The sequence below is a fragment of the Pontibacter actiniarum genome, assembly GCF_003585765.1.
In the GTDB taxonomy this organism is placed as follows: domain Bacteria; phylum Bacteroidota; class Bacteroidia; order Cytophagales; family Hymenobacteraceae; genus Pontibacter; species Pontibacter actiniarum.
Genome location: NZ_CP021235.1, coordinates 1,927,921 through 1,953,183 on the forward strand (window position 1 = coordinate 1,927,921; position 25,263 = coordinate 1,953,183).

Annotated in this window: 16 protein-coding genes and 1 CRISPR repeat array; of the genes, 10 read left to right on the forward strand and 6 right to left on the reverse strand. The window is 46.8% G+C overall.

Going from position 1 to position 25,263, the window contains the following annotated elements; all coding sequences use genetic code 11:
* Positions 1–4: 4 nt before the first annotated feature.
* Positions 5–1,060 carry a sensor histidine kinase gene (locus tag CA264_RS08385; RefSeq protein ID WP_025606279.1) on the reverse strand — a complete coding sequence of 352 codons (1,056 nt, stop codon included), beginning with the start codon at positions 1,058–1,060 and terminating at the stop codon, positions 5–7.
* 247 nt (positions 1,061–1,307) lie between these two features.
* On the opposite strand from CA264_RS08385, the gene CA264_RS08390 reads away from it, so the two are divergent.
* On the forward strand, positions 1,308–2,621 hold the full coding sequence (locus CA264_RS08390; protein ID WP_025606280.1) for a S41 family peptidase: 1,314 nt from the start codon (positions 1,308–1,310) through the stop codon (positions 2,619–2,621).
* Between the two features lie 384 nt (positions 2,622–3,005).
* Here the strand turns inward: CA264_RS08390 and CA264_RS08395 are convergent, their stop codons facing one another.
* Both CA264_RS08395 and CA264_RS08400 read right to left on the reverse strand, forming a co-directional pair.
* Entirely contained in the window at positions 3,006–4,121 is a 1,116-nt protein-coding gene (locus CA264_RS08395; protein ID WP_025606282.1) for an acyltransferase family protein, read from the reverse strand.
* Positions 4,122–4,610: 489 nt separating this feature from the next.
* Positions 4,611–5,258: a hypothetical protein gene (locus tag CA264_RS08400; RefSeq protein WP_157593663.1), complete on the reverse strand. Its 648-nt coding sequence runs from the start codon at positions 5,256–5,258 to the stop codon at positions 4,611–4,613.
* A 737-nt stretch (positions 5,259–5,995) separates the two neighbouring features.
* Here CA264_RS08400 and CA264_RS08405 point away from each other — a divergent pair.
* The 9 genes from CA264_RS08405 (at position 5,996) to cas2 (ending at position 15,941) form a co-directional block, all read left to right on the forward strand.
* Positions 5,996–6,934, forward strand: coding sequence for a helix-turn-helix transcriptional regulator (locus tag CA264_RS08405; RefSeq protein ID WP_025606286.1), 939 nt, complete (start codon positions 5,996–5,998; stop codon positions 6,932–6,934).
* Between the two features lie 62 nt (positions 6,935–6,996).
* Complete coding sequence (locus tag CA264_RS08410; protein ID WP_025606288.1) at positions 6,997–7,671, forward strand: CRISPR-associated endoribonuclease Cas6; 675 nt, start codon at positions 6,997–6,999, stop codon at positions 7,669–7,671.
* 3 nt (positions 7,672–7,674) lie between these two features.
* Complete coding sequence (locus CA264_RS08415) at positions 7,675–8,475, forward strand: hypothetical protein (protein WP_025606290.1); 801 nt, start codon at positions 7,675–7,677, stop codon at positions 8,473–8,475.
* A complete protein-coding gene (locus CA264_RS08420) occupies positions 8,472–10,052 on the forward strand; it encodes a hypothetical protein (protein ID WP_157593664.1) in 1,581 nt (526 codons plus the stop codon). The genes CA264_RS08415 and CA264_RS08420 overlap by 4 nt, the downstream gene beginning before the upstream one ends.
* 48 nt (positions 10,053–10,100) lie before the next feature.
* On the forward strand, positions 10,101–11,003 hold the full coding sequence (cas7p, locus tag CA264_RS08425; RefSeq protein WP_025606294.1) for a type I-PGING CRISPR-associated protein Cas7/Csp1: 903 nt from the start codon (positions 10,101–10,103) through the stop codon (positions 11,001–11,003).
* 149 nt (positions 11,004–11,152) lie between these two features.
* The gene (locus tag CA264_RS08430; RefSeq protein ID WP_025606295.1) at positions 11,153–13,618 is read left to right on the forward strand and encodes a CRISPR-associated helicase/endonuclease Cas3; all 2,466 of its coding nucleotides are present in this window, start codon (positions 11,153–11,155) and stop codon (positions 13,616–13,618) included.
* A gap of 3 nt (positions 13,619–13,621) precedes the next feature.
* The gene (locus tag CA264_RS08435) at positions 13,622–14,173 is read left to right on the forward strand and encodes a CRISPR-associated protein Cas4 (protein WP_025606296.1); all 552 of its coding nucleotides are present in this window, start codon (positions 13,622–13,624) and stop codon (positions 14,171–14,173) included.
* A gap of 301 nt (positions 14,174–14,474) precedes the next feature.
* On the forward strand, positions 14,475–15,560 hold the full coding sequence (cas1b, locus tag CA264_RS08440; RefSeq protein ID WP_025606298.1) for a type I-B CRISPR-associated endonuclease Cas1b: 1,086 nt from the start codon (positions 14,475–14,477) through the stop codon (positions 15,558–15,560).
* Between the two features lie 117 nt (positions 15,561–15,677).
* Positions 15,678–15,941, forward strand: coding sequence for a CRISPR-associated endonuclease Cas2 (gene cas2, locus CA264_RS08445; protein ID WP_025606300.1), 264 nt, complete (start codon positions 15,678–15,680; stop codon positions 15,939–15,941).
* A 218-nt stretch (positions 15,942–16,159) separates the two neighbouring features.
* Positions 16,160–21,571: a CRISPR direct-repeat array (repeat unit 30 nt; unit sequence ATTTCAATAGCACCTTAGAGGTATAGAAAG).
* A gap of 124 nt (positions 21,572–21,695) precedes the next feature.
* Here the strand turns inward: cas2 and CA264_RS08450 are convergent.
* From CA264_RS08450 to CA264_RS08460, 3 genes are all read right to left on the reverse strand, one after another.
* Positions 21,696–22,559: a class I SAM-dependent methyltransferase gene (locus CA264_RS08450; RefSeq protein ID WP_025606304.1), complete on the reverse strand. Its 864-nt coding sequence runs from the start codon at positions 22,557–22,559 to the stop codon at positions 21,696–21,698.
* Positions 22,560–22,635: 76 nt separating this feature from the next.
* A complete protein-coding gene (locus tag CA264_RS08455) occupies positions 22,636–23,454 on the reverse strand; it encodes a helix-turn-helix domain-containing protein (protein ID WP_025606306.1) in 819 nt (272 codons plus the stop codon).
* A gap of 141 nt (positions 23,455–23,595) precedes the next feature.
* Positions 23,596–25,161, reverse strand: a complete 1,566-nt coding sequence (locus CA264_RS08460; protein ID WP_025606308.1) for a T9SS type A sorting domain-containing protein — start codon at positions 25,159–25,161, stop codon at positions 23,596–23,598.
* Positions 25,162–25,263 lie beyond the last annotated feature (102 nt).

A 25,263-nucleotide genomic window follows, 5' to 3' on the forward strand; every position in this document is an offset into this window, starting at 1 on the left:
GTTTTCAGTTGATTTCGATTTGAAGCTTTACATGATAAGATGAACCCGAATCATCAATTTTTAAGCTATGTTTGCCCGGATAAATAAGCAGCAGCCGTTCTCTGGCATTTTTCAGGCCAATGCCAGAGACGGCATCTTTTCTGATAAAATGATCGGGCATAGCGTTTCTCGTTTCCAGTGTCAAAGTATAGTCTCTTAAAAATATTGAGATAGATATATCTGATTTTTGACTCAGGATGACTCCATGCTTAAACACATTTTCAATAAAGGGAATAAGAATCATAGGAGCTATTTTATGGCTTTGCCAGTCCCCTTCTACCTGATAATTTACCTGACTTGCTAATTCAGGTGACAAGCGCTGTAGCTGAAGGTTCACAGTGTTATCAACATAAAGAATCTCTTTTTCAAGAAAGACCTTCTCTTCATTGCTTTCATATAAAACATAGCGCATAAGCCCAGAGAGCTTTTCTATAATATCGGCAGTCACCACATCATTGCTTTTAGTGGCTGAAGCAAAGGCCATGTTTAAGGTATTGAAAAGAAAGTGGGGGTTGATCTGCGCTTTCAGGTATTTTAACTGGGTTTTAAGATCGTCTTGAACTAGTTTTTGTTGATGTTCCTGATTTTTAAACCACTGCCTCGTCAGCCCATAGCCCATGGATAAAGAGAGTATAACTGTCTTACTCTGCAGGTTCATTAAGAGATCTGATAAAAAAGATTCCTTTTCAGTTGAAAAAAGTGAGAGGCTATAGAGCTGGTCAAAAAATGAGTTTAGAAGAACAATGGCAACAAATAAAAGGATTGCCCAAAAGGCGTATTTTTTAAATAGCCGTTTGTTTACAAACAAGGGAATCAAATACAAGCCATTCACATAAAACAACAGCATACTGAGACCAGTGCTCCAGATTAATGGAAAGTATATACTTCCGTCCTGCTTCCGGAAAGGTCCTATCGTGTTGACCGTATGCCATATAAATAAGATCAAAGAGCTCCACACAAGTACATGCAGGAAGGGTTCTAAATAAACCCTGTTGTTAAGCTTTCTTATATCCTGAATCATAGAGCTGCTGGCTTGATACCCAAAGCCAAATATACCTCAAAGGAAGCAGCTAACACCGCTTAATTATATCAATTGCCTGTCTGGCTATCTGTATTCCATTCATCCCTTCGATTTACTAATTCACACAGTATATCCGGCGGCATAAATAATTGAATTGCTGGAGTTAATGGAAGTCTTCACTTTTGGATAAAGTAAAGCGAAAGAATAGTAAAAACAGAGCAGTTATCCTTCACATAATTTATATAAAATGAAAAACGCTACATCCTATTTCCTATGCCTGTTACTTCTGTTCTGCACATCTTACTTATGCAACGGACAGACCACTAGTAAACCCGCCGTTAAAGTTGACCACCTCATTGAGTCGATAAGCGCAAGCTTAGACAAGCATTATGTCTTTCCCGGTAAGGCCCAAGCGATCATAGCGTTTCTGCAAACGCAGACAAAGAAGAAAGCCTATTCTTCATCTTCAAAAGACCCCCAGAAGCTAGCTAAACAAATACAGGCTGACATCTATAAAATACACCGCGATCCTCATCTGCTTGTTGAATACAACCCTAACTTATCGGGACAAATCCAGGGGAAAGTAGTGCCTTCAGAGGAAGAAATCAGGAGATCCAAAATATTCGAGAGAGAGAAAAACTATTTGTTTAAGAAAGTAGAGGTGTTACCCGGCAACATAGGCTATCTTCTTATCAACGGCTTTGTAGAACATATTACTGAAGCAAAACCGATTATAGCATCAGCGTTGGGCTTTTTAGCTAATACCAATGCCATCATAATTGACTTAAGAGAAAACCAGGGTGGTGAGCCGGACATGGTAAGCCAGGTGGAAAGTTACTTCTTTAAAGAAAAGACTCGGATGAACGATCTGGTAAACCGCTCGAATAAAGACACCACCTTTTATTATGCCGACCCAGCTAAAACGGATAGTTTAACTTTGTCTATGCCCATATATATTTTAACCAGCAGAAAGACTTTTTCAGCTGCTGAAGACTTTAGCTATGCGATGCAACAGGCTAAACGGGCCACTATTGTAGGAGAAATAACCGGCGGTGGCGCGCATCCAACGATGCCCTTTACTGTGGGTCAGGGCTTTGTCGTATCAATTTCGTTTGCCCGCTCCCTAAACCCTGTTACTCAAACCAACTGGGAAGGAACGGGTGTAGTACCTGATTTCCAGGTTGATGCTTCAAAAGCACTTGTAAAAGCGCAGGAACTTATATTCAGAGAGCGCCAAATAATTGCGGAAACCAAGAAAGAGAAGCAGAAGCTGGACTACTTGATTAACGCACTTCACGTAAACGATGATCTTCTCACCCTCCCCTTAGACCAGTTTGATAAAATTACCGGCACCTATGGGCCGCTAGTCATATATCGAGATGGCAATAGGCTTTTCTGTAAATTCGCTGATAACGTAACTGAACTGGCACATATTTCAAAAAACCTTTTCGTGCTAGATGGCAATGCCCATATTGAATTTGTAAAGGACAGCAAAGGCAGCTATTCCAAAGCCACACTTTTTGTAAGTGATGGAGGTATATTTGAGGAACAGAGAAAATAAAAGATCAAGCAGACAAGCCAATGCTAAAAAGTGTTTTTATTGTCGTAAATATTCCTTTAGAACTATTAAATCCCTGTGGATATGGTTCGATAATTTCATCCTTCGGGCTACACGAAAGGCCTTCAGCTACCGCTGGAGGCCTTTTTTTATTCTTGCTCCATTTTCTGCGACACCTCCTTGTAAAAAGCAAAAAAGTCGCTCATCCGCGGTGACAATGGGTTTTAACACCTCGTGCTTTCATGCGCATGCCCCCGTTGCACACCTTATCGCCTGTAGCCTTCTTCGCTCCTTCACCAGTACCGGACTATGATAAGGTTCAGTACTCTAACTGAGCAACCGCACATAGGTTTTCATACTTCAAGGCCCCATCATCAAAACCAACTGCTAGTTCGATTTGGGAGGTCGTCTTTTGCTGCTTAGGTACCTCCTGACAGGCAGGTCATATCCCACCATCACAACATAGGCTACGCCGATCAGCAACACTGTTCCTCCTGCCACAAGAAAAAACAGCTCGGCGCCTGCCGGCTTGTTGCTGGTGTAATAGTTGCCAAACATCCAGATAACGGCGTAGTGGGTCATGTACAGAGGGTATGAGATGTTCCCTGAGAACACACAGAGCTTTTGCAGGCCCGGCGACACGCTGGAGCCGGCCCCCAAGGCAACAAGCAATGGAAAGTAAAACAAAACAACCAGTGTTTCAGATACCCAGTTCCACTCGAAATGGGGCATGACAAAGGCCAGCAACAGCAAGATGGTCAGCCCGATGAACCCAATCCTGTTTTTGATTACCCAGTTAGCGCGGTAGATGAGCAGCCCGGCCGAGAAGGAGTAAGAGACACGGGCGCAGCCGTCCCAGAAGTTATCCCCTGCCCAGCCCCCGAGCAGGTTGCCTGCACGATAGCTGACCAGGCAAAGGGCTACCGCTGCCAGCATTGTGAGGGCTGCCAGGTAGCGGCGGGAGAGCCTGTAGAGAACAAGAGCATAGACCAGGTTGGCAACGTACTCCCAGAACAAAGACCACGAAGGGGCATTAAGGCCAAAGAGGTTAAAAGACCGTTCTTTCATGGCCGGGAAAGGAATGAGAAACACGGAGCAGAGAAACACCAGCAGAAGTTTACCTGTGCCGTAGGCTCCTGTGTAAGCTGCGAACGGATCAAAGAGAAAAGCCAGCAGGCCCAACACAGAGCCCAGCACAACCAGGGGGTGCAACCGTATCAGCCTTGATTTAAAGAACTCCATAACTCCCATGCTACTGAGGCGGTCGTCATAAGCATACCCGATAACAAAGCCTGACAAGCAGAAAAAGAAGTCAACAGCCAGAAAACCTTGCCCGATGAAATTCTTGCTGAAGTCTGGGTAAACCCACTCCATGAAGTGGAAAACCACAACAGCCAGGGCCGCTACCCCCCTTAACCCGTCGAGAACCACAAAGTGTTGCTTCGCCTTTAGCGTGTCGGGAGTGGCCTTTAGGTGGTTGGGGTGTACTTGGAGCTGATGCATCGGTCTCTGTTAAGGGTGGCGCGCAGCCCACTGCAAGCCACGGACAAAGGCTTACAGGGGCAGCACGAAACGGATAAAGACCCAATATATTAAGTTTATTGCATCTATGGCAGAGACTCGTGCAAAAATGCTGTTACCACAACGAATTTAATCTAAGCTCCTATAGTTGCTTAACAGCAAGGCAAGCAGCTAATCAACTGCATTCTACATTTGTGTGTCATCAAGCATTACATAGTATACTTCACAACGCCTAAACCAAGCCATCATCCGCCGCTGGCTAGAGCTTGCTTAATCCGTGTCTATAAAAACAGCCTTAACCGGAACCGGAGCTACATTTTGCTCAATTGCTTATCACCTCTTTTGTACCATTGTTGTTTAGCGCCAAACTCGACGTGTGCCATAGCTAAGTCTGCCTCACGGCAAAATTCGCTGCTCCAGTGCCGCCTCCCTGTACGTTGTAGCTACAGCGCCCCAAGGGTACGTAGTTGGCTAATGTAAACCCTCCAGGCATTCCAGATCCTCCCGCTGCGCCCTGTACTTTACAAGAAAGTCGAAGTCATTCTGAATAGGCTCCAATGAGGTGCAGTCAATTTCTTTGTTGGCTATCGTGTCAGGATCGACAGCACCCTTCGTATTGGTGTAAACTGTAAACTTCTTTTGAAGGCATTTAACAGGTCTGTTGTTTATAAGGTAGATCCTGCTCTGCGTCACATCGTCTTTGGTCTGGCCCTCTTGCACAAAGCTCCAGGCCAACCGGTCGTGAAAGACAAAAAAAGGCGCACCCGCTTGCACATAGTAGCTGTCTACTGCTGAAAAGTGGCTGTATTCACTGTAGCTGTGCCTTATAAGCCGGAGCTGCCCTTTCTCAGAAAAGTAGCTTACCGTTCCCTTCCTCTCTCCGTAGCAGTTGTAGTTGAACGAGCTGGAGTCCATCTTGCCGCTTTCCACCCTGGAGGTAACGTACGCGTACGCGTCCTTTATGTCCTCCACACGTTTTATATCAGGCAACGCTTCAGAGGGGTCGTTCTGGGAAATAGCCACCGCAGTACCTCCTGAAACTGGCTCTTCCCTGGAAGCCGTGTTTTCCGTGCAGGAGGTAACTGCCACAAGGCTAATCAGGCACAACAATTCTTTCATTATAGTCTGGTTTAGAACATACACCTAACGGATACGCAGAACTACAGACTTTGTCCCTGGTTGCGGAGGAGAGAGTCTGCTAACAGGTGCTATTTTTAAAATATTCCTCTCTCTTACAGTAGCTGTATACGCAACGCACATCCAGGGACTAGTGGAGTAACGCATCGTTATAAATCGTAGTAATAAAACAACATACTACACCTCTCCTACGCACTGCTCCAAGGCAACCAAAACTTTGTAGACCGGGACTGAATTGTACCCCTACGGGTTGTAAAAGTGCTTCGGATGCAAGCCAAGCCACCTGTTGGCAGCAACGTTGCTTTTCAGGGAGGGTAAAACAGCAGGGACGCCAGCAGAAAAACACGACGAAGGGTATGCAGAAAAGCAGAAGGGCCTCCAAGTTTTAAGCAGGTTGTTCTCTGTAGATAAGAATGGTGCAAAACCTAGGCACTCTGCTTGCGCTTGCTGTTAAAAACACAAAAGCTTGGGGCTGCCCCTACTGGAGAGGCCTGGCAGTTCCTGCTTTTCTTTACAGGACAGCTACACATCCAACACGAATTGCACTGCGAGGAATAAGGAGCAAAACAAGGCAGTAAGCATACAACCAATCCTGGAACACGCTACACCTGCACAGATACCACTTTCACCTTAATACTCTTCTCGCAGCAAACATTAACATAAAATAACCAATATATTTAATAATATTATTATATTAGACTTCAACCCCAAGCCAAGCTATGAGCCAACTTACTATACTCCAGCGGCACTTAACGATGCTACGCCTGGTACAGCCGCCTTTTTCCTACCCCAGCAAAACCAAGCTGCTGGACCGCCTGCACCAGGAAGACCTTGATTCGGTTTCGGAGCGGACCTTTGATCGTGACATCAAAGAGATTCAGAACTTTTATGGCATCACCATTAGTTACTGCCGTCGGCACAGGGGCTACTTCCTCAATCAACCTGAGGACGAAGACCTGTTGAACTTCCGCCAGTTCTTCCAGCTGTTGGAGCGTAGTGAGCGACTGGCCTTTCTCACCCATTCGTCTGATGCCCTGCGCACCAGCAAATACCTGCTGCTGGAAGACAACCAGTCGCAGTTGGGCCTGCAGCACCTGCCCCTGCTCTGGAACGCTCTCCGGATGCAACGCCAACTCACCTTCCAATATCAGACCTTCCAGACTCCTTTACCCAAGCCCTACCAGATAGACCCGCTGGTTCTGCTAGAGTACCGCAACCGATGGTACCTGGCTGCATGGGATGCTGCTGACGAGCGCTTCAAAACCTTTGGGTTGGAGCGGATGCAGGAGCCACAGCTCACAAACGTTCCGGTGCTGCAAAATAAAAGAGCCGAGTTCCTGCTGCTAAAGCAGGAGGCTTTGGGAGTGCATTTTGGTCCTGACCAAGAAGTGGCACAGGTCGTACTGCGGGTGAGCGGAACAATGGCTCCCTATATTAAGACTGTTCCTATTCACCATAGCCAAACAATTTTGGAGGAACATACCGCCGGCAGCATGACAATTTCACTTCGCATTGCCCTTAACCATGAACTTGAGTCTATTATACTGGGGCTAGGCGAGCATGTTGAGGTGCTGGAACCGGCCAAGTTGCGGGTAAAGATAAGGGAGCGGGTACAGCAGTTAATAAGGAAGTACAGAAATGAAATTATTTTAGAATAAACTGGCACTCTGCCATACTTTGGCGGATCAAATTATTAGCATTGCTTTATTAAAATCAAAATATGAGGATACAACTTAAACTATCGCCTAATACGCAGCCGGTGCCCTTCAACCACCTGCATGTGCTCACTAAGCGGCTGCACCACTGGCTAGGCCCAGGGAACGACCTTCACGACGGACTCAGCTTGTACAGCTTTGGGTGGTTAAGAGGTGGAGAGCGCATCGGGAATGGCCTCTGGTTTCCAAATGGCGCGACATGGAATGTAAGCTTTTATGATAGCGACTATGGCATACAACTAGCCAAAGGTATACTTGCAGACCGGAGTGCCTTCTTTGGAATGCAGGTTGATAAAGCGCTAGAAATGCCTTTCCCACAGTTTACTGAAAAGCAGATTTTTAGAGTTGATGGTGCCGTAGTAGCACGGCAAGTTAGAGATGATCTAACAAGAGAATACCTGCTTTACGACAACCCAGAGGCAGATGAAGCTCTAACTAGGGTTTTCCGAAAAAAAATGCTGGATGCAGGCTTCAGTACTGAAGATGCAGAAAACACAAATGTGAGATTTTACAGAGACAATAAGGGTAAATCTCGGACTAGAATGGTATCCATAAAAGGTGTGGATCATAAGTGCAGTAGCTGCCCTGTGGTTGTAGAGGGAAAACCTTCTATCACCCGTTTTGCATGGTTAGTGGGCATAGGCGAGCTTACTGGGTCTGGTTTTGGTGCTTTACAATAAAACATGAACAATATGGATTTCTCTTTTTTCTTTGAGCCACCAGAGTATACTGCAAGTGGTTTATTACAAATAGAAGCACTAGCTCCACTTTCAATGGCAAGTGGTCATCCAGGTAATTATTACCAAAGCCTTCGTTCCCCTTCCCCGCACATGTTGTTCGGAATGCTGGAGAATGCCTTAGGCTGGCATTTCGCTGAAGATATCAGGAAAGCTCTGTTCAAGCAGTTGCAGAAAGACGCAAAGAAAGCAAATAAAAAAGATGCAAAGTCCTCTTGGCTGACAGCACAACCTGAAATGTCAGACAGCAAATATTTCTCTTTTCTACAGTACCACCTGGAGTTTGAACCCTGCGTTTTCGAGCCAGATACACTTACTTATGATGATCTGTGGTCACAGCTTTTACGGGACTCTGGCAGGTCGTTCTTTGGAGGCAGCAGACACTATGATGCTTCATTGGAAACGACCATAAATAGAGTTCGCAATAAAGAAATTGAATTTGGGGACAGAGCAGAATACAAAGACATACAAGCAACCGATTTTGATAATTTGCAAGAAGGAGCCAAAGTCAATTATCGGAGTATTCGGGATCTTTTCCCGCAGTACTACGCAAGTCTGCCAACTGTAAGAGAGTATGTGGAGCCAACAAGAATCAATAAGAAAGTTGGAGATCCAGATTATCTATTCCGCTTTAATACAACACCTAAAGTTTTAGACCTGCTTACTGAAGCATTAGAGAACCCAGCGGCTCCGTTATACCTCGGTTCAAATGATGGATGGGTACACGCTACAATCGAAAAGATATGAAACAGATAGATTTTCAGCACCCCTACCCCCGCTATGGATTTGCCGCAGCTTTAGTTGCCTCTGAAAGTTTTAACATTCCCGAGCATTTGGAGACGTGGGAAGACGTAAGGCAGTTGGCAGTAGAAACCTTGAAAGACGGTTTAAATTACTTTTCTGTGTTCACTAAAGATGATCCTGCTTTAGAGGCCACGACAGCACTAACTTTTGATTATGTAAAAACAGACCTTAACCCTGGAAAAGCTAGTGGACAGATTGCCGCAAAAGGATACTTTCTAGCTCCTCATGTAGTTACTTCAGATGGGTCGGCGGCAAATACAGTTGGTGAGGCTAAACTGCTTATACAGACATTAGAGAAGTGTAAGACGGAAAAAGATCTTTTTAAACCCTATGATTTGAAACGCTCTTTTGCACCTCTTACCTCAAAGGTGAATAATGGGAGCAAAAGTGCTCAGAATCCAAAAGCATCGTTACGTGATGCCGCATTTACCTGTATCACTACGCTTACCAGATTTAAGCCAGCTGTATACGCAGCTTATCAAAAAGGTAGTTTTGCCAACGCCGTTATGATTCCTGACTTACCTCTTTATAGTGTAGAACAGGATCAAGAGGAGCCTAGCTACCCTATGGTTGACTTTGTAGAAGAGTTCAGGAAAATGCAAGAGTCTATAAAAGCAGATCACTACATGATAGGTGAAGTGGCTCCTGATAAGAAATCTTTTAGAAGACCAAATCTGCATAAAGGAAATTATCCAAACGCTCCCTCGGATAGCAAATTGAACGCAGTTTCAGTTGTGGCTGCGATAGCTGAATGGTATAAAAAGAATCTTGAACAAGGCAAGCGAGCAGCGCACATTAAAGCTGTTCTGGATAGTCTGAAAGGACGCCCGCTTTATATTGTTTCGTATGAATTTGCCCGCCAGGAGCGCTTTAGCCACCACCTTATCTCACTCGCACTACAGCATGACGTGCCTAAGTTGCAAAAGGCTGTGTGGCGAAGCAAGATCTATGGAGTGGAAAAGTTTGATGATCCGAAGCGACAGTTATTCAACCTGGCTTTTACTCATTTGTTACAACTTTATACTTCTACCGACTTTAAAAATTTCATGGCTTACAGAGCGGAATATCCCGCTGAATTCTCACCAATATTCAACAATTATTTTATGGATGCAGAAAACCTATCTCCTACACTTGTCCGTTCTGCGCGTGCTTACGGCCAGTCACTAAACAATGCTGCTTACCGCACAGCTAACAAGAAGTATGAAGAAGACCAAAAAGCAGGCAGAGCAGGTCTTAGTGTAGATGAAAATAAAGCACGTATTCTTACTGAACTTGAAAGCAGAGTACTCAGCGCAAAATCTAAACCTGAACTCCTGAGTCAGATCAGCATAACCATCGGCAGAATGACAGGCAAAGACTTTTACCCCGAAGCTGGTGAGTTTATGGAAGAAGTGCTGACAGAGAAAGTGTCGCTGAAGCAGGCACAGTATCTTATTACCGCTTTCATGCGCCTACGATCTGTTGCAACTGCCTCCACAGAAGAAGCTAAAAATACAACTGTAGCATCAGCAGAAGCTTAATTTATACTTAATCTCTACCTTAAATTTTAAACTATTAAAGATACCACCATGAAAATAAAATCTATACTTGTTTCTGTTGTTGCCCCAATGTCTGACCATGCTGCTAACCGAGGTGAAAAGCTTTTGGGCAATGCTTCTTCTATCAAGCGACGCCCTGATGGCCGTGTTTACATATCCGGCCAAATGCAGCGCCATGTTTTGTTTAGTGCTATGGAACGCTTAAACGCTGATGATGAGCAAAACGGCAGCACCTATGTATCCAATGGAGACGGCGTTTCGCTGGACATCAGCAAAGATCTACGAAGTGATTTAGGAGGCTTCTTAGACACCAACCAAGGTGATTATTCTGGCAGAAGAACAGCTCCCCTCACCGCCACGCCTGCCATTGCCTTACAAGAAAGCGAAGTAGGCAGAGACCTGTTGGTACGTCTCAAGATGGATGGCCAAAACAAAGGCGAAGGAAAGAAACAAGCACTTGCTACGAACGAGTACAGCCAAACAGATACAATGCTGATGAATTTCCATTTAGACGTTGGTGCCATTGGGTTAACTAAAAAATACCAGTACGAAGCTGAAAAGCACGTTGCTACGGAATATGAAAATCATTTAGCAGATACCTCTGAAAAGCAACGCCGAGTAAAGCTGTTTCTGGAAGCTACTAATTCCATGACAGATTACGCCAATCAAGCCCGCAACGCTGTTTCTGGTGAGCCGCAGAAAGTACTGATTGTACTGGACAACCGCCATAGCCGCAAAGCCATCCGTTACTTTGCACCACAGACAACAGCTGCTGAAAGAGAAAATATCTTAAAAGAATTAGATAGCCGCGACGCCCTTTATTTCTTAGGAGATGACACAGGTGAGCTAACTGAAACACCTGTTTATGAAGCGTATCAAAAAGCTTTTGAGGCTTTACAGGGAAATGAGCTTTACACACCGGCAGCTCACTAAGCAATTACAAGCCGGCACCTCCTAAACCTAGATGTCATTCTGAAAGGATTTTGTGGGTAAGCCGCTAAAAATCACTTTAACCAAGATTCTTCCAGAATGACAGGTGTACTGATTTTAAGATAAACCAGCGTCTCATATCCTACGCAGCTATGCATGCATCAACATTAGCCAAGCCATCAGGCATTTTGCTATCCTCCCACACGCAACATGTGTGGGAGGAAGCAGAATATTTTTTAAAAAACTTGCCTTACCTGAGCATCAAGTACAAAGAACTTGCGGGAGGAGATTTGCAGGAAGAACTCTGCCTGGCGGTTCACTGGCACGATGCAGGTAAAGAAGATGATGTATGGCAGAGAGCGTGTCAGCAAGATTTTGCTTTATATGAAACATGGTGCAAAGCAAACGGTAAAATAGCAGCAATAAACGCTCCCGCAACTTACCAGGAATATACCCTTGATTGCTTTATTGCACAGAAAGCCTCTGCTCCACATTTACAAAAGGCACAATTGCGCCATGAATTTGCATCGCTGGATTTAAGTAAACCTGAAAAGTTATCGCTTGCTGTGCGAGCTGCTATTGCTGCGCATCATGGAAAGTTACACCATCGCCATCTTAAGCGCTGGAAAGAAGATGCGAATGGCCGATTTAGTGATTATTGGGAGGGCCTAGTTTATGAAGGAAATATTATTGGGCGCAGAGAAAAGCCATTCAGAAAATGGGAACTAACACTACGGGAACGCTATAAAGTGACTGCTGTCAGAAGTCTCCTTCAGCTAGCAGATACACGCGCCAGCCGCAAGGAAGCAGGTAAGCAGTTGCCTACACTCACTAAATTTGAGTATGAGTTTCCTCATAAGCAATCAGACGGTTGTCTAAGCCTGCGGCCAGTTCAGCAACAGGCCTTAGCTTGCGCCCAGCAACCTGTAAGTATATTGCGAGCCCCCACAGGTAGTGGGAAAACGGACGCTTCTTTACTTTGGGCAAAAGAACAAGTAGATAAAGGAAGAGCTGACAGGCTGATCATTGCCATGCCAACGAGGTTTACCTCAAACGCACTTGCACTTAACATTGGTGAAAGTGTAAGTGATACAGGCCTTTACCACTCCAGCGCCTGGTATTCTCGTTTCGGGAATGAACTTAAGGGATCAGACAGGGATAATGCAAAAGAGGTGCACAAACTAGCACAGCTATTGGCTACACCTGTAAGCGTATGTACAATCGACCACTTGCTAATGTGCCTTACCGGCACAAAGGAAGAACACCACAGTACATTCTTCTTCCTTGCCAACTCCTGCGTGGTGATAGACGAAGCAGACTTTTATGATTCTTATATTCAAGCCAATATACAGGTACTGATTAAAGCGCTAAGGTTGCTAAAAGTGCCTATACTTATTATGAGTGCAACTGTACCTGACTCTGCTCGTCAATTTTACGAAATAACGGATTCTATTCAGGAAGCGCAACGGGAAGCAGAGCCCATCAGACATCTTCAATTTGTAGGAGAAGCTTTAGCTGAAGTTAATGCGCATCCTAATGATGATCTTGAAGACGAAGAAATCTCCCAGGAACTATCAGAGGAATTGCAGCGGGTTTTTGAACAGATGATTAATACAGGGCAAGGCATTGTATTCGCCAATACTGTCGCTCGTGGCTTCTCATTCTATCAATTCTTGCAAAAGTCACTTGCTGGCCAAGATGTACCTCTAATTTTCTACCACAGTCGTTTTACAGAGCCAGATAAGAAATACTTGGAAGAAAAGCTTATACTGCACTTGGGTAAAGATGCTTGGAAAAACAGAAGTGCCAAAGGAATTGCAATACTTACGCAGATAGGTGAGATGAGTATAAATATTAGCTCTCCTATCATGTATTCTGATGTTTGCCCTTGGGACAGACTTGCACAACGTATCGGTAGACTTAATCGTTTTGCCGAAAGTGAAAAGGGAGTTGTTTTCGTTGGTTCTCCTATGAGTAAAGGTGCTATTTATCCAGCTCCTTACGGTTCATACAACCAGGCTAGCAACGTATGGGAGGCCACGGAAGCGTTCACAAAAACCCTCACAGCTATTCAAAAAGAGTATGCTGGCGGTACTCCCAAATTAATCACCTCCGGAGAGTTTGTAATTAAGGTGAATGAGCTATATCCTGAACCAGAAGCGTTGATGTCACATGCTGAATCAAACCGAAACCTGCTTTACAACTGCATGCGGGACAACTGGCTCATAGTACCTCATGCTAAGACTGATGAAGAGAATGGACAGGCGGGCCTCTGGAAGTCTCGTGATATAGATGCCCAAGACACAGTTTACGTAAGACCTCCTTCTGATACAGATGCCGCAGAAGGAAATGATCAGAGGGTGTTTCCTTTTCTAAACTACGATGCTTTTAGAAGCTATCAGCTGGAGTACAGTATCTCCTGCCCCACCTACTTGATTAAAAAAGGGCTTAAAACCGGACAGTTGACTGTATTCGCTTATTCTATAGGGCAAGATGAAAAAGATATACATAAACTATATATCTACTCCGGCTACAACGATGAAATAGGTTTGGCAGCATTAGGAAGTAACTATCCAATCCTTAATGCGCCCCCTGACGATCTAGCAAACTTTGGTTAAACTATGAGTACATCTACATCTTATCCAATTGGTGGTATGCTTTTCTCCTACTACCTCATCTGCCCGCGCAAGGCTTGGCTGGTGCGGCAGGGAATTTATATGGAGCAGGAATCTGAAGACGTGGCGCTGGGCAAACTGCTGGATGAAACCAGTTACAGCCGCAACGAGAAACACCTGGACCTGCACGCTACCGCTCCCGACGGCACACCGCTTGTAGGCAAAGTTGACCGGGCCTTGCTGCGCGACGGGGTGCTGCATGAAACCAAGAAAGGACGTACCTGCCAGGAGGCGCACCTGAGCCAGGTGCGCTTTTACCTGTGGCTCCTGAAGCTGAATGGCGTAACAGGTCCGGGCGGGGCACCATTTAAAGGCCAGATCGACTATCCTGCCTTGCGACGATCAGAGCCGGTTACAATGGGGCCGCAGCAGGAAGAAGCGTTGGTGTTGCAGCTTCGGCACCTGACAAGGTTGTTGGAGGAACCACACCCTCCTGCCCGGATCAGCAAGCGTGCGTTCTGCAGCAAGTGCGCCTTTGAGGAGCTTTGCTATGGATAAGTATGATCCTGTTGTAGAGCGATTAATCACACATGCCGCCAGTTTGAGCGAAGCGGGAACTCGTGGTAAAGTATAGCAGCCAGTTTGTAACTGGTGAAAGTATAGTTTTGGATCACGCCAGTTACAAACTGGCTGCTTATTAGGCCACAAGTTGCGCTGCCGCTAAACTTGCGGCATAGTTGGGCACAGTTTGGTGTGTAGGTCTGTACAACCCATGCTTTAAGCTTGAGTATTGGTTTGATGAATAGGAAGCCTACCTGCCTCCAAGTATAATCTTTAATTCATAATTCGGCAAAGCCCCATGAAACGTCCTTTTTACTTGTTCTCCAGCGGCCGTTTGCGCCGCAAGCATAACACGCTGGCCCTTGAAAAGGCCGTTTCCGACTGCCGTATTCCTGACGATGAAGACACAGAAGGTTTACCCAGTCAACCAGCCGATGGGCCGCGCCTGCCTTTTGCCGTGGAGTCGGTGGACAGTTTATACTTGTTCGGGGAGATAGACATCAACACAAAACTGGTAACTTTTCTGGCCCAGCAGGGCATTCCGCTGTTCTTCTTCGATTATTATGGTAACTATACGGCCTCCTTGTACCCTCGCCAACCGGTGGTGAGCGGCCGTGTCCGGATGGCACAGGCGCAACATTATCTCAGTCCAAAGAAACGGATGGTACTGGCGAAGGAATTTGTTGACGCGGCACTATTTAACATCTTGCGGGTGATGCGCTACTATGTGCCACGCCTGCCCGAGCCGGAGGCGCTGGCTATGCAGGAGAGCTGTGAGCAGATTGAAACAGAACGCGGTCGCATTGCTGCCTGCCCTGATATACCTACGTTAATGAGTGCCGAGGGCCGTGCCCGCGACTGCTACTACAAGACCTGGCCGCTTATATTGGGTGAGGCCGTGGCAAAGAAGTTTCCGTTTGATAAACGGGAGCGCCGGCCACCGTCAAACCCGCTGAATGCCCTGATCTCATTCGGAAATTCTATTTGTTACTCGGTGGTGCTGCGGCAGATTTATCGTACGGCGCTGGACCCTACGGTGTCGTTTCTGCACGAGCCCGGCGACCGTCGTTATTCGCTGTCACTGGACCTGGCCGAGATTTTTAAGCCCCTGCTCATAGATCGCGCCATTTTTAAGCTCCTGAAGAATGGGGAGATACAGCCAAAGCATTTTGAGCAACGGCTAGGCGGGTGTTATCTGAAAGAAGAAGGACGCAAGATTTTTATGGCGCATCTGGACCAGCGCCTGCAGCAAACGGTACTGCACCGGACATTGAACCGCCATATCTCCTATGAGCGCCTGGTACGGCTGGAGTGCCACAAACTCGTGCGCCACCTCTGCGACCCGAAGCAGGACACGTACCAGGGCCTGCACATGTGGTGGTAGCTTTACATTTCTATTGTCTGTTAATCGCTTTCGATAAGGGGGAGGCAATTTCGTGTCTTACACCTAAACTCTTAAGTAACAACCTGTTCTTTGACGTACTACAATAAATTAAACGACATGCCTTACTTTATAGCCGTATATGATGTAAACCAGAAGCGCGTAGGCAAGATGCTGAAACTCTTCCGCAGGTACCTCACCTGGATCCAAAATTCCGTGTTTGAAGGTGAGTTAACAGAAGCCCAATACCAGCGCCTCCGCCACGAAGCCAACATGCTTATGGAGGAAGGAGACGGTGTGGTAATTTACCGCATGCGGGAGGAGCGCTACCACGAACGCCATGTTTTAGGAGTGGACAAAGGCAAGCCACAGCGTTTTCTGTAGTCGTCAGGTGAATGATAACAACACCTATACGTTACATAATATTGCTAGAAGTGGCTTGAAATCACATTTAAATCACTGATAGTAAGCCACCTAAATAAGTCGTCAGCTCCCCGTCTTTTTTACACTACCGCCACATGACGCTTTTCAGGCAAAGCTTATTTATTTAAAATCCATCCAGATTAAGCCTGAAAGGCTTTTTATTGTTAGTTTTGGGCTGCATTTCAATAGCACCTTAGAGGTATAGAAAGGTCTCGATCACGCTCTTGGTGATGATGCCCTTGCGATTTCAATAGCACCTTAGAGGTATAGAAAGTTTAAACCGCATTTTGCTATACTTCAAGTGAATGCAATTTCAATAGCACCTTAGAGGTATAGAAAGACCTCGGCCTCCATGGACGCGGGCGTGCTGCACATTATTTCAATAGCACCTTAGAGGTATAGAAAGTTAACAGGGGCGGCATAGACTATGTCGCCAAATTATTTCAATAGCACCTTAGAGGTATAGAAAGTTCGACCAGATAAAGGCAACAATCTTGGATAAAGCAATTTCAATAGCACCTTAGAGGTATAGAAAGGCGCTTTCGTCTTTGACTTAGCCCTTGCCATCCAATCATTTCAATAGCACCTTAGAGGTATAGAAAGTGAGTTTAATGCTGTAGAAAGCGACCTCCGCGCTTGTATTTCAATAGCACCTTAGAGGTATAGAAAGGGGTTCGTCTATGTCAGTGTGAAAGTCCTCAGCCCAATTTCAATAGCACCTTAGAGGTATAGAAAGTTGGGGATAATGTGTACTTAAAGGTTCTACTAGACATTTCAATAGCACCTTAGAGGTATAGAAAGATGTGGGCACCTGCTGCGCCTCTGGAATATCCACCTGCATTTCAATAGCACCTTAGAGGTATAGAAAGCAGGAGGGTGTTGCAGTGGAGGTGGTCGGCATGTTATTTCAATAGCACCTTAGAGGTATAGAAAGGCAAAAGCTAAAGCAGGAGCAGGCAGCGCAACGGGATTTCAATAGCACCTTAGAGGTATAGAAAGTTTGTGGCAAGCGAGGCAATAACTGCCTGGTCTCGGATAATTTCAATAGCACCTTAGAGGTATAGAAAGGTTGCGCTCTGCCTGCCGTTCCTGCTCCTTTTGCAGCATTTCAATAGCACCTTAGAGGTATAGAAAGAAGTCTGTATTTACTTCGTTTCTTCTAAGCAGTGTATTTCAATAGCACCTTAGAGGTATAGAAAGGCCTTCTCTTCTTTTGTAATTGCCATTGTATTTGCTTATTTCAATAGCACCTTAGAGGTATAGAAAGCTGGTCGTAGGGTAACACCCGAAGCGGGTGTAGTTCATTTCAATAGCACCTTAGAGGTATAGAAAGCTATTCAGCGGCACGATGATCACCAGGTCGTCGTTGAATTTCAATAGCACCTTAGAGGTATAGAAAGCTGTAAGCCTGGCGCAGCTGCACGGCCTGCGCCCGGATTTCAATAGCACCTTAGAGGTATAGAAAGGCAGCAAGGTGGCAACTATAACGATGGGCTTCTTCGAATTTCAATAGCACCTTAGAGGTATAGAAAGTTGATATCAGTAGTCCTAATGTACTTAGGTACGTACATTTCAATAGCACCTTAGAGGTATAGAAAGATAGGAAATACTTGCTTGAAACTTCCGTCTCTAAGATGATTTCAATAGCACCTTAGAGGTATAGAAAGACACTGGCCACACGCACACCGTATCGGAGGTGGGCAACATTTCAATAGCACCTTAGAGGTATAGAAAGTTGTGATTTGCTTGGGCATTGTCTGTTTCCTTTTTCATTTCAATAGCACCTTAGAGGTATAGAAAGTCAACAGTACGGACGATATTACCACTGAGGGCACCACCATTTCAATAGCACCTTAGAGGTATAGAAAGGGAGATAGCAGAGTTTTTATTAGCAGCGACAGAATAAATTTCAATAGCACCTTAGAGGTATAGAAAGATGATGGCCTCGCCTTTGGCTTTGGTATTGTTCGACATTTCAATAGCACCTTAGAGGTATAGAAAGTACAACTCCCCGACCTTGTACCATATTACTATACTATATTTCAATAGCACCTTAGAGGTATAGAAAGGGTACAGCGCCTCGCGCTTCACCAGCAGGTCGTTCATTTCAATAGCACCTTAGAGGTATAGAAAGTTCCTGCCTGTGCATGGGTTGGACCTCAATCCTGCATTTCAATAGCACCTTAGAGGTATAGAAAGGGTAAAGGAGCTTCACCAGGTCCAGGTGCTGGCGGTATTTCAATAGCACCTTAGAGGTATAGAAAGGTGACGATGAGCTCCGACAGATCAGGCAGCGGCATCAATTTCAATAGCACCTTAGAGGTATAGAAAGCGATTTTGGTGCTCTGGTTTTGCTTTCTCCAGATGGTGCATTTCAATAGCACCTTAGAGGTATAGAAAGACGCACAGAAAACGGCGCTGAAAGAAAAAATAGGCGAATTTCAATAGCACCTTAGAGGTATAGAAAGGGTGCTGCGCCAGGCTCTTGTTATATTTGTCTGCCAGCATTTCAATAGCACCTTAGAGGTATAGAAAGCCTTCTCAAACTTTTCGCTCAGGTAGTCCAGCTCCACATTTCAATAGCACCTTAGAGGTATAGAAAGGTAGTCGTGGGACGCCTGCCCGGTCCAGTCGGAGAGGATTTCAATAGCACCTTAGAGGTATAGAAAGGCGTTGCGGTTCTGGAACACGCCCAGGTCCCTGAATTATTTCAATAGCACCTTAGAGGTATAGAAAGTGCGTCGCCTGGCTCAGGAGGCCTACCGCAACCCCCCTCATTTCAATAGCACCTTAGAGGTATAGAAAGACTAATTTAGTTTTTGGCACAATATCTTTAAGCTCCATTTCAATAGCACCTTAGAGGTATAGAAAGTTGATCAAGAGGGATAACCACGGCAGTAAGAGAGCATTTCAATAGCACCTTAGAGGTATAGAAAGACTCATGCGCCAGCATGTTCTTAAGCGTGTGCACGTCATTTCAATAGCACCTTAGAGGTATAGAAAGATCAGAGTTGTAATCAATCATGATTTTGGAAGCACCATTTCAATAGCACCTTAGAGGTATAGAAAGGCTCCCCCTTCAATCGGCTTATCTCATGTTCCCGATTTCAATAGCACCTTAGAGGTATAGAAAGGTGAGCGTACTGACCGACACGGAGATGCTCGCGGTCATTTCAATAGCACCTTAGAGGTATAGAAAGTTTGGAGCGGGCAGGGTTGCAAAGCTCTGATGCCTACATTTCAATAGCACCTTAGAGGTATAGAAAGCTGGCTCCTGCGCGCCGCCTTCATAATCCATTATCATTTCAATAGCACCTTAGAGGTATAGAAAGGCGGCTTGCCTTCGGCGGCGGGCGCAGACGACCTTGATTTCAATAGCACCTTAGAGGTATAGAAAGTTAATCGTGCGGCCTCAGCTGCTGCTGCTTTTTCAATTTCAATAGCACCTTAGAGGTATAGAAAGATCAGAACGTTTGCTCCTACTCGCCTAAAACCTTCAATTTCAATAGCACCTTAGAGGTATAGAAAGCTTGACATAGCGCGTTGGTGCTGGTTTGGGATTGGGCAATTTCAATAGCACCTTAGAGGTATAGAAAGCTGCCTGCCTTGTACCCCTGGTCCTGCAGGCCGCAGGCTAATTTCAATAGCACCTTAGAGGTATAGAAAGTGCTGGCGGCTACTGGCGGCTCTACTTCCTGCGCCTATTTCAATAGCACCTTAGAGGTATAGAAAGGATTGGAGCGCTATGCAGCAGCGTACTGCAGGAACTCATTTCAATAGCACCTTAGAGGTATAGAAAGATTGACGAGCGCAGGTTAAAGGTTCTGTTGCCAAAATTTCAATAGCACCTTAGAGGTATAGAAAGGCGCGCCTTGCAGGCAAAGATAGACGAGCTGAACAAATTTCAATAGCACCTTAGAGGTATAGAAAGTTGCTTTCCACAGCTTCGTGCGGTCTGTGGACACAAATTTCAATAGCACCTTAGAGGTATAGAAAGACTAATTTAGTTTTTGGCACAATATCTTTAAGCTCCATTTCAATAGCACCTTAGAGGTATAGAAAGTTGATCAAGAGGGATAACCACGGCAGTAAGAGAGCATTTCAATAGCACCTTAGAGGTATAGAAAGTTGATCAAGAGGGATAACCACGGCAGTAAGAGAGCATTTCAATAGCACCTTAGAGGTATAGAAAGACTCATGCGCCAGCATGTTCTTAAGCGTGTGCACGTCATTTCAATAGCACCTTAGAGGTATAGAAAGATCAGAGTTGTAATCAATCATGATTTTGGAAGCACCATTTCAATAGCACCTTAGAGGTATAGAAAGGCTCCCCCTTCAATCGGCTTATCTCATGTTCCCGATTTCAATAGCACCTTAGAGGTATAGAAAGATTGTTACTTTCTTTAAGAACACAGACCTGACGTTTAAGGGCATTTCAATAGCACCTTAGAGGTATAGAAAGGTGGTGTTTGGGCTACAGAGAAAGGCACCTTTAGAATTTCAATAGCACCTTAGAGGTATAGAAAGTCCTGCAGCACTGCAGCCCCCAGTTTCGCGTAAGGTGCAATTTCAATAGCACCTTAGAGGTATAGAAAGGTTACGATGTGAACGGTAACTGGACCTTTAACGAGGAGATTTCAATAGCACCTTAGAGGTATAGAAAGGCGCATCCAAGAGGCAGCAGAAGAAATGGAAGAGCATTTCAATAGCACCTTAGAGGTATAGAAAGTGCAATACCGGACCGCGGACGGTGTGCTGATCTCCAATTTCAATAGCACCTTAGAGGTATAGAAAGGCTTGCAGGTATTCGACAAACGCATACCTAAAAGCTAATTTCAATAGCACCTTAGAGGTATAGAAAGGCGCGTACCCCCGCGTGTTTCTGCGGCTATGGTACAATTTCAATAGCACCTTAGAGGTATAGAAAGTGAGGAGAAGATAAAGGAGTTCTGGGCCATGAAGGATTTCAATAGCACCTTAGAGGTATAGAAAGAGCCCTTTGCCATCGAGGCGGTAAGGTGTGGCGGTATTTCAATAGCACCTTAGAGGTATAGAAAGAAAGACACCCAAGACTGCAAGCCGAAAGAGCCGCGCGTATTTCAATAGCACCTTAGAGGTATAGAAAGAGGACTACAATGCCCTGAAGGCAAAGGCAGACCAGGCATTTCAATAGCACCTTAGAGGTATAGAAAGCCTCCTCCGCGTCGCGTAGGTGCATCTTTATGTACACATTTCAATAGCACCTTAGAGGTATAGAAAGCGCCTATGGTGTCGTTGGCCCACTCGCTGGTGATCAATTTCAATAGCACCTTAGAGGTATAGAAAGGTTTCACCTCATCGCCCGGGTAGGTGAAGACCTCCATTTCAATAGCACCTTAGAGGTATAGAAAGATACGCGCCTCAACTTCCCCGTCTTTGGCTACAATCGAATTTCAATAGCACCTTAGAGGTATAGAAAGCTATACGCCAGGGGCTATCATCTCCTCTGGTTCTTTATTTCAATAGCACCTTAGAGGTATAGAAAGCCTGATGCACTTCGCTGTAGGATTTTCAGAAGGTGAATTTCAATAGCACCTTAGAGGTATAGAAAGTAAAGTATTAGCCTCACAAGCCGCTGCACCCCTGTCGACAAAAGTAGACAGGGATGCAGCAACCATATCCCAAGGCTCCCAAACCTGCAGAAACCGGCCTGCCCTCACGCTGTTTCCGCTGACTTTACTTGCAGCTTAGCCTCCAGGTGGCCTGCACCTGCCCTCCGCTTCTTAAGGCGTTCAGTTGCTGCTCATTGGCAACAGCCAACAGGCTGGGCGTTGCACTTAGCGTTTCGTACGCAGGCGCAGCAACCCTGTCGAGCTTGAACCCATTGGCCTCGAAGAAATCCTGCGCCTCCTGGAAATCCGCAAAAGAGAAGTTGCTTGCACCTTGCTTTTGGAAAAAGGCATCCCACTCTTTGGTCTGCCGGGTTGCCCCTTGTACAAAATCATGCTTGATGTAAATATCAGAAGTTATCCAGTAACCTCCCCGCACCTTTAGAACATCGTGGATTGTTTGGCAGAGCTGTTCAATTTCGGTTCTGCTGAGGTATACCAGCAGGCCCTCGTTTACAATCAGCAGCGGTCCATCACCGAAGTTTGCCACTGTGTGGTTAAACTGCGCGCGGTCCATCACATTCAGCGGAAGCATCTGCAGCTTTCGTCCCTCCGGCAAGGCAATGCCCAGTTCGTTTGCCAGCTTCTCCTTTGCCTGAATCACCTGCGGCAGGTCCGTGTCGATGCAATGCCTGACCAGGCCCTGCTGCAAAAGCGCATGCCCCCTGAAGGTTAAGCCCGAGGAGAGCTCCAGCAGGTTATCCATTTTACTGTCAGCAACAAGCTGGTTGATCGTGGCGTACCGGTGCTCGAAATGCACAACGCTGGCCCAGGCCCCGAAGTCCTTCTTGTCGAAAGAGGCTTCTACTTTTCCGGAGGATAAAAAATGGGTGGCGGCTTCGTAGGCGTACGGAATCTTTGTCTGGGCCCTCAGCAGCATGAGTGCGATCGCGGAGTCACTGATAGCGGTGTAATCTCTGGTCTTGTCCATGATAAGTATGTTTGATCTGGCGCAAAACTAGCAACGCAGGCCCAGCCAAAATTGTAAAATCCGGACAGCCCAGCCGCTACTCCAACTGGTTGAACAAAGACCCGAAGGCATTTTCTACCTTGGCGTACTTATGGGGCGTGTAGCCTGTGTAGCGTTTAAACTCCTTTATGTAGTGAGACTGGTCAAAGAAATGATCGTAGTAGGCCTGCTCACCGGGCTGGGCAAGTTCTGGCGGCAACAGCAGCATGTGCTTTATCCGAACAATCCGGGCTAGGTCTTTCGGGCTTAGCCCCACCACCTCCTTAAAAACCCTGTTAAGGTGCCGCTGAGAGTATCCCGTCTTCTCTGCCAGCGGGCCCATGCCCAACTGCCCCTTTAGCCTGAAGAGCTCTTCAATAGAAAAGCGCGCGATCCCCTCCAGGCTTGTAGCTGGCCTCAACCTGCCGATCAGGTACTCCTGCAGTTTGGCAGCCATCCGGTCAGGGTCGCCTATGGTTAGCAGCTGCTCAACCAGCAGGTCTGCATCCCTCGGGAAAAGGTCATCCCCAGGCACAATCGCATCTGCAACCTCCTGCAGCGGGAACGGGAAAAACCTGTAGGCAGCAAAGGGCTTAAAGCTGATGCCTACTGTCACTACGTTTCCTCCCCCACACAGTAGCACAGGCCTGGACTGGTGGCCAATCAGGCTAAGGGTGGCTTCCCTGGTATGAAACAATTTGGAGGAGTGAACCAAGGTGCTGTAGCTGCCTTTATAGGTAAAGGTGAGCGTGATGTGCCCCGAGGGAACCACTGTTTTAATGTCGGTCAGCGGAACATCGTTAGCGCTCTCAAACACCCACACCTTACGCAGATAGGGCTGTAGTATCGGGCTAACGGGCAACACACGAATGTTCATCTTCTAAAGGGTGGCGCAGCTTCCGCCGCTACAAAGAGGGCTTTAAGCGCTTGCTGTGGTACAGAGAATTACTACCTCAAAGTAACGAAAGTAATCACGACTCATGCAAGGCGTAGAGCTCCTTTTGAAAGTCTGTTGCCGCTACAGACTGACCTTCACCACCTTTCGCACAACCACCCGATCATCTGGAAAAGTGAGGCAGAACAGGTACAGCCCATCCGCCAGGCCCGATATATCCACCTCCTGCCCTGCAGTTACTCCTTCTTTCAGGGGCACGACCTGCTGGCCGATCACGTTCACGACCATCAGGTCGAAGCGCTGGTTAAAGTCACAGTCCCCCGCCGTACCGAACCTCACGTTGCCGCCAGTCGGGTTGGGGTACACCTGCAAAGCCTCCGGCGTACAGCCCACCGGCTCCTGCCCTTCCGGCTCCAGCCCGTTGAAGTATGACTGTATGAAGTTCGGCAGCCCAAGCGCCACGTTTCCGTCCCCGAAGTCGAAGTCAACCAGGTTAACCCGGCAGCTGTAGCCAGGCGCGTTCGGTTGCCCGATGACCAGCATCGTGTGGTTGCCCGGGATTTCGGGCCCGCTGTACACATGGTGGCTCGTGCCGTAGATTCTGCCGTCCGGCCCGATCTGCAGATCGTAGTACCCTGTGCCCAACTGCCTGGGCGGAATGTTAGTGTCAGGGTTCCCCTGGATGATGCTTTTGCCTGAGGCAACCACGGCCTCTACGCTCTGCAGGGACAGGTCATACTGCCGTATCACGTCCTTGTAAGCAGTGTTGCGAGGGCTAAGGCAGCTGACATAGAGCTTGGAGTTGTCGGGGGAGAAGGATACCCCGTACTGCGCCTCCAGGTCGCCGAGGCTCCGGTAGTTGGAGAGCGTGCCGGTGGAGGCATCAAAGTCGAACAGGTCGAACGGCCGCCCCTCCTCAAAGTCGACGGCGCAGGCCAGCATGGTGCCGTCGGGCGAAGGCTTCATCATTCCTCTTATCTCGCTGTTGCTGACCTTACCAGCGTAGGTGCGGCTGCGGTGGGCTGACCCGATACGCTGCACGGAGGGCTCCGCTGCCACGCCTGCCGCTGAAACCTTTTGCACCAGAAAAGCATCGCTGTTCCACTCGTGGGTGAGCAGCCAAAAATCGCTGCCGTTGGCGTGCGGAATTGCTGTGAGCTTCTCTGTGATATTGCCCTGCAACAGCACATCCTTCTCGGAAGCCACGATGTCTCCGCTCCCCCCATTCAGACGCATGTCCACGATAGAGTAGCGCAGCTCACAGCTGTAGGAAGGCTGCAGGACCTCATCTATATAGCCGAAGATGCAGTTGTAGTGGTCGGCCGGGGCGCTGAAGCGCACAGAGAACACGTAGTAACGGTGCTCGCTTCCGGGCACCGGCATAATGAGGGCGGGTTGGCTGATGGCGGACGGGCAAGGCACTTCGAAGGTATCGCTCCCGGGCATCAGGCGGTGCTGCCTGTCCCAGGTGTTTCGGCCGTTGGTGTAGAACAGCAGCGCACCCGTCTCTCTGTCTGAGACGGTGGCAGTGGCGCTTTCTGTTACCAGGCTCCCATCCGTAAGGGCCTCAGGCACCTTGCCGATGAAACGCAGCCCTGCCTTGTTGCCAAAATACCAGTAAGCCGCCTCCTTCTGAGCGAAAGCCGCTAACGGTGTACACAGGAACAAGAAAAGCAGAACCAGCCTCATTGCGTTATACCTTGAATCGATTTGACACCTTAGCGTATCTCACCCGCTACTTTATACTTTACTTATACAAATTAGGATATTTAAAAATATCTCCCTCAACTC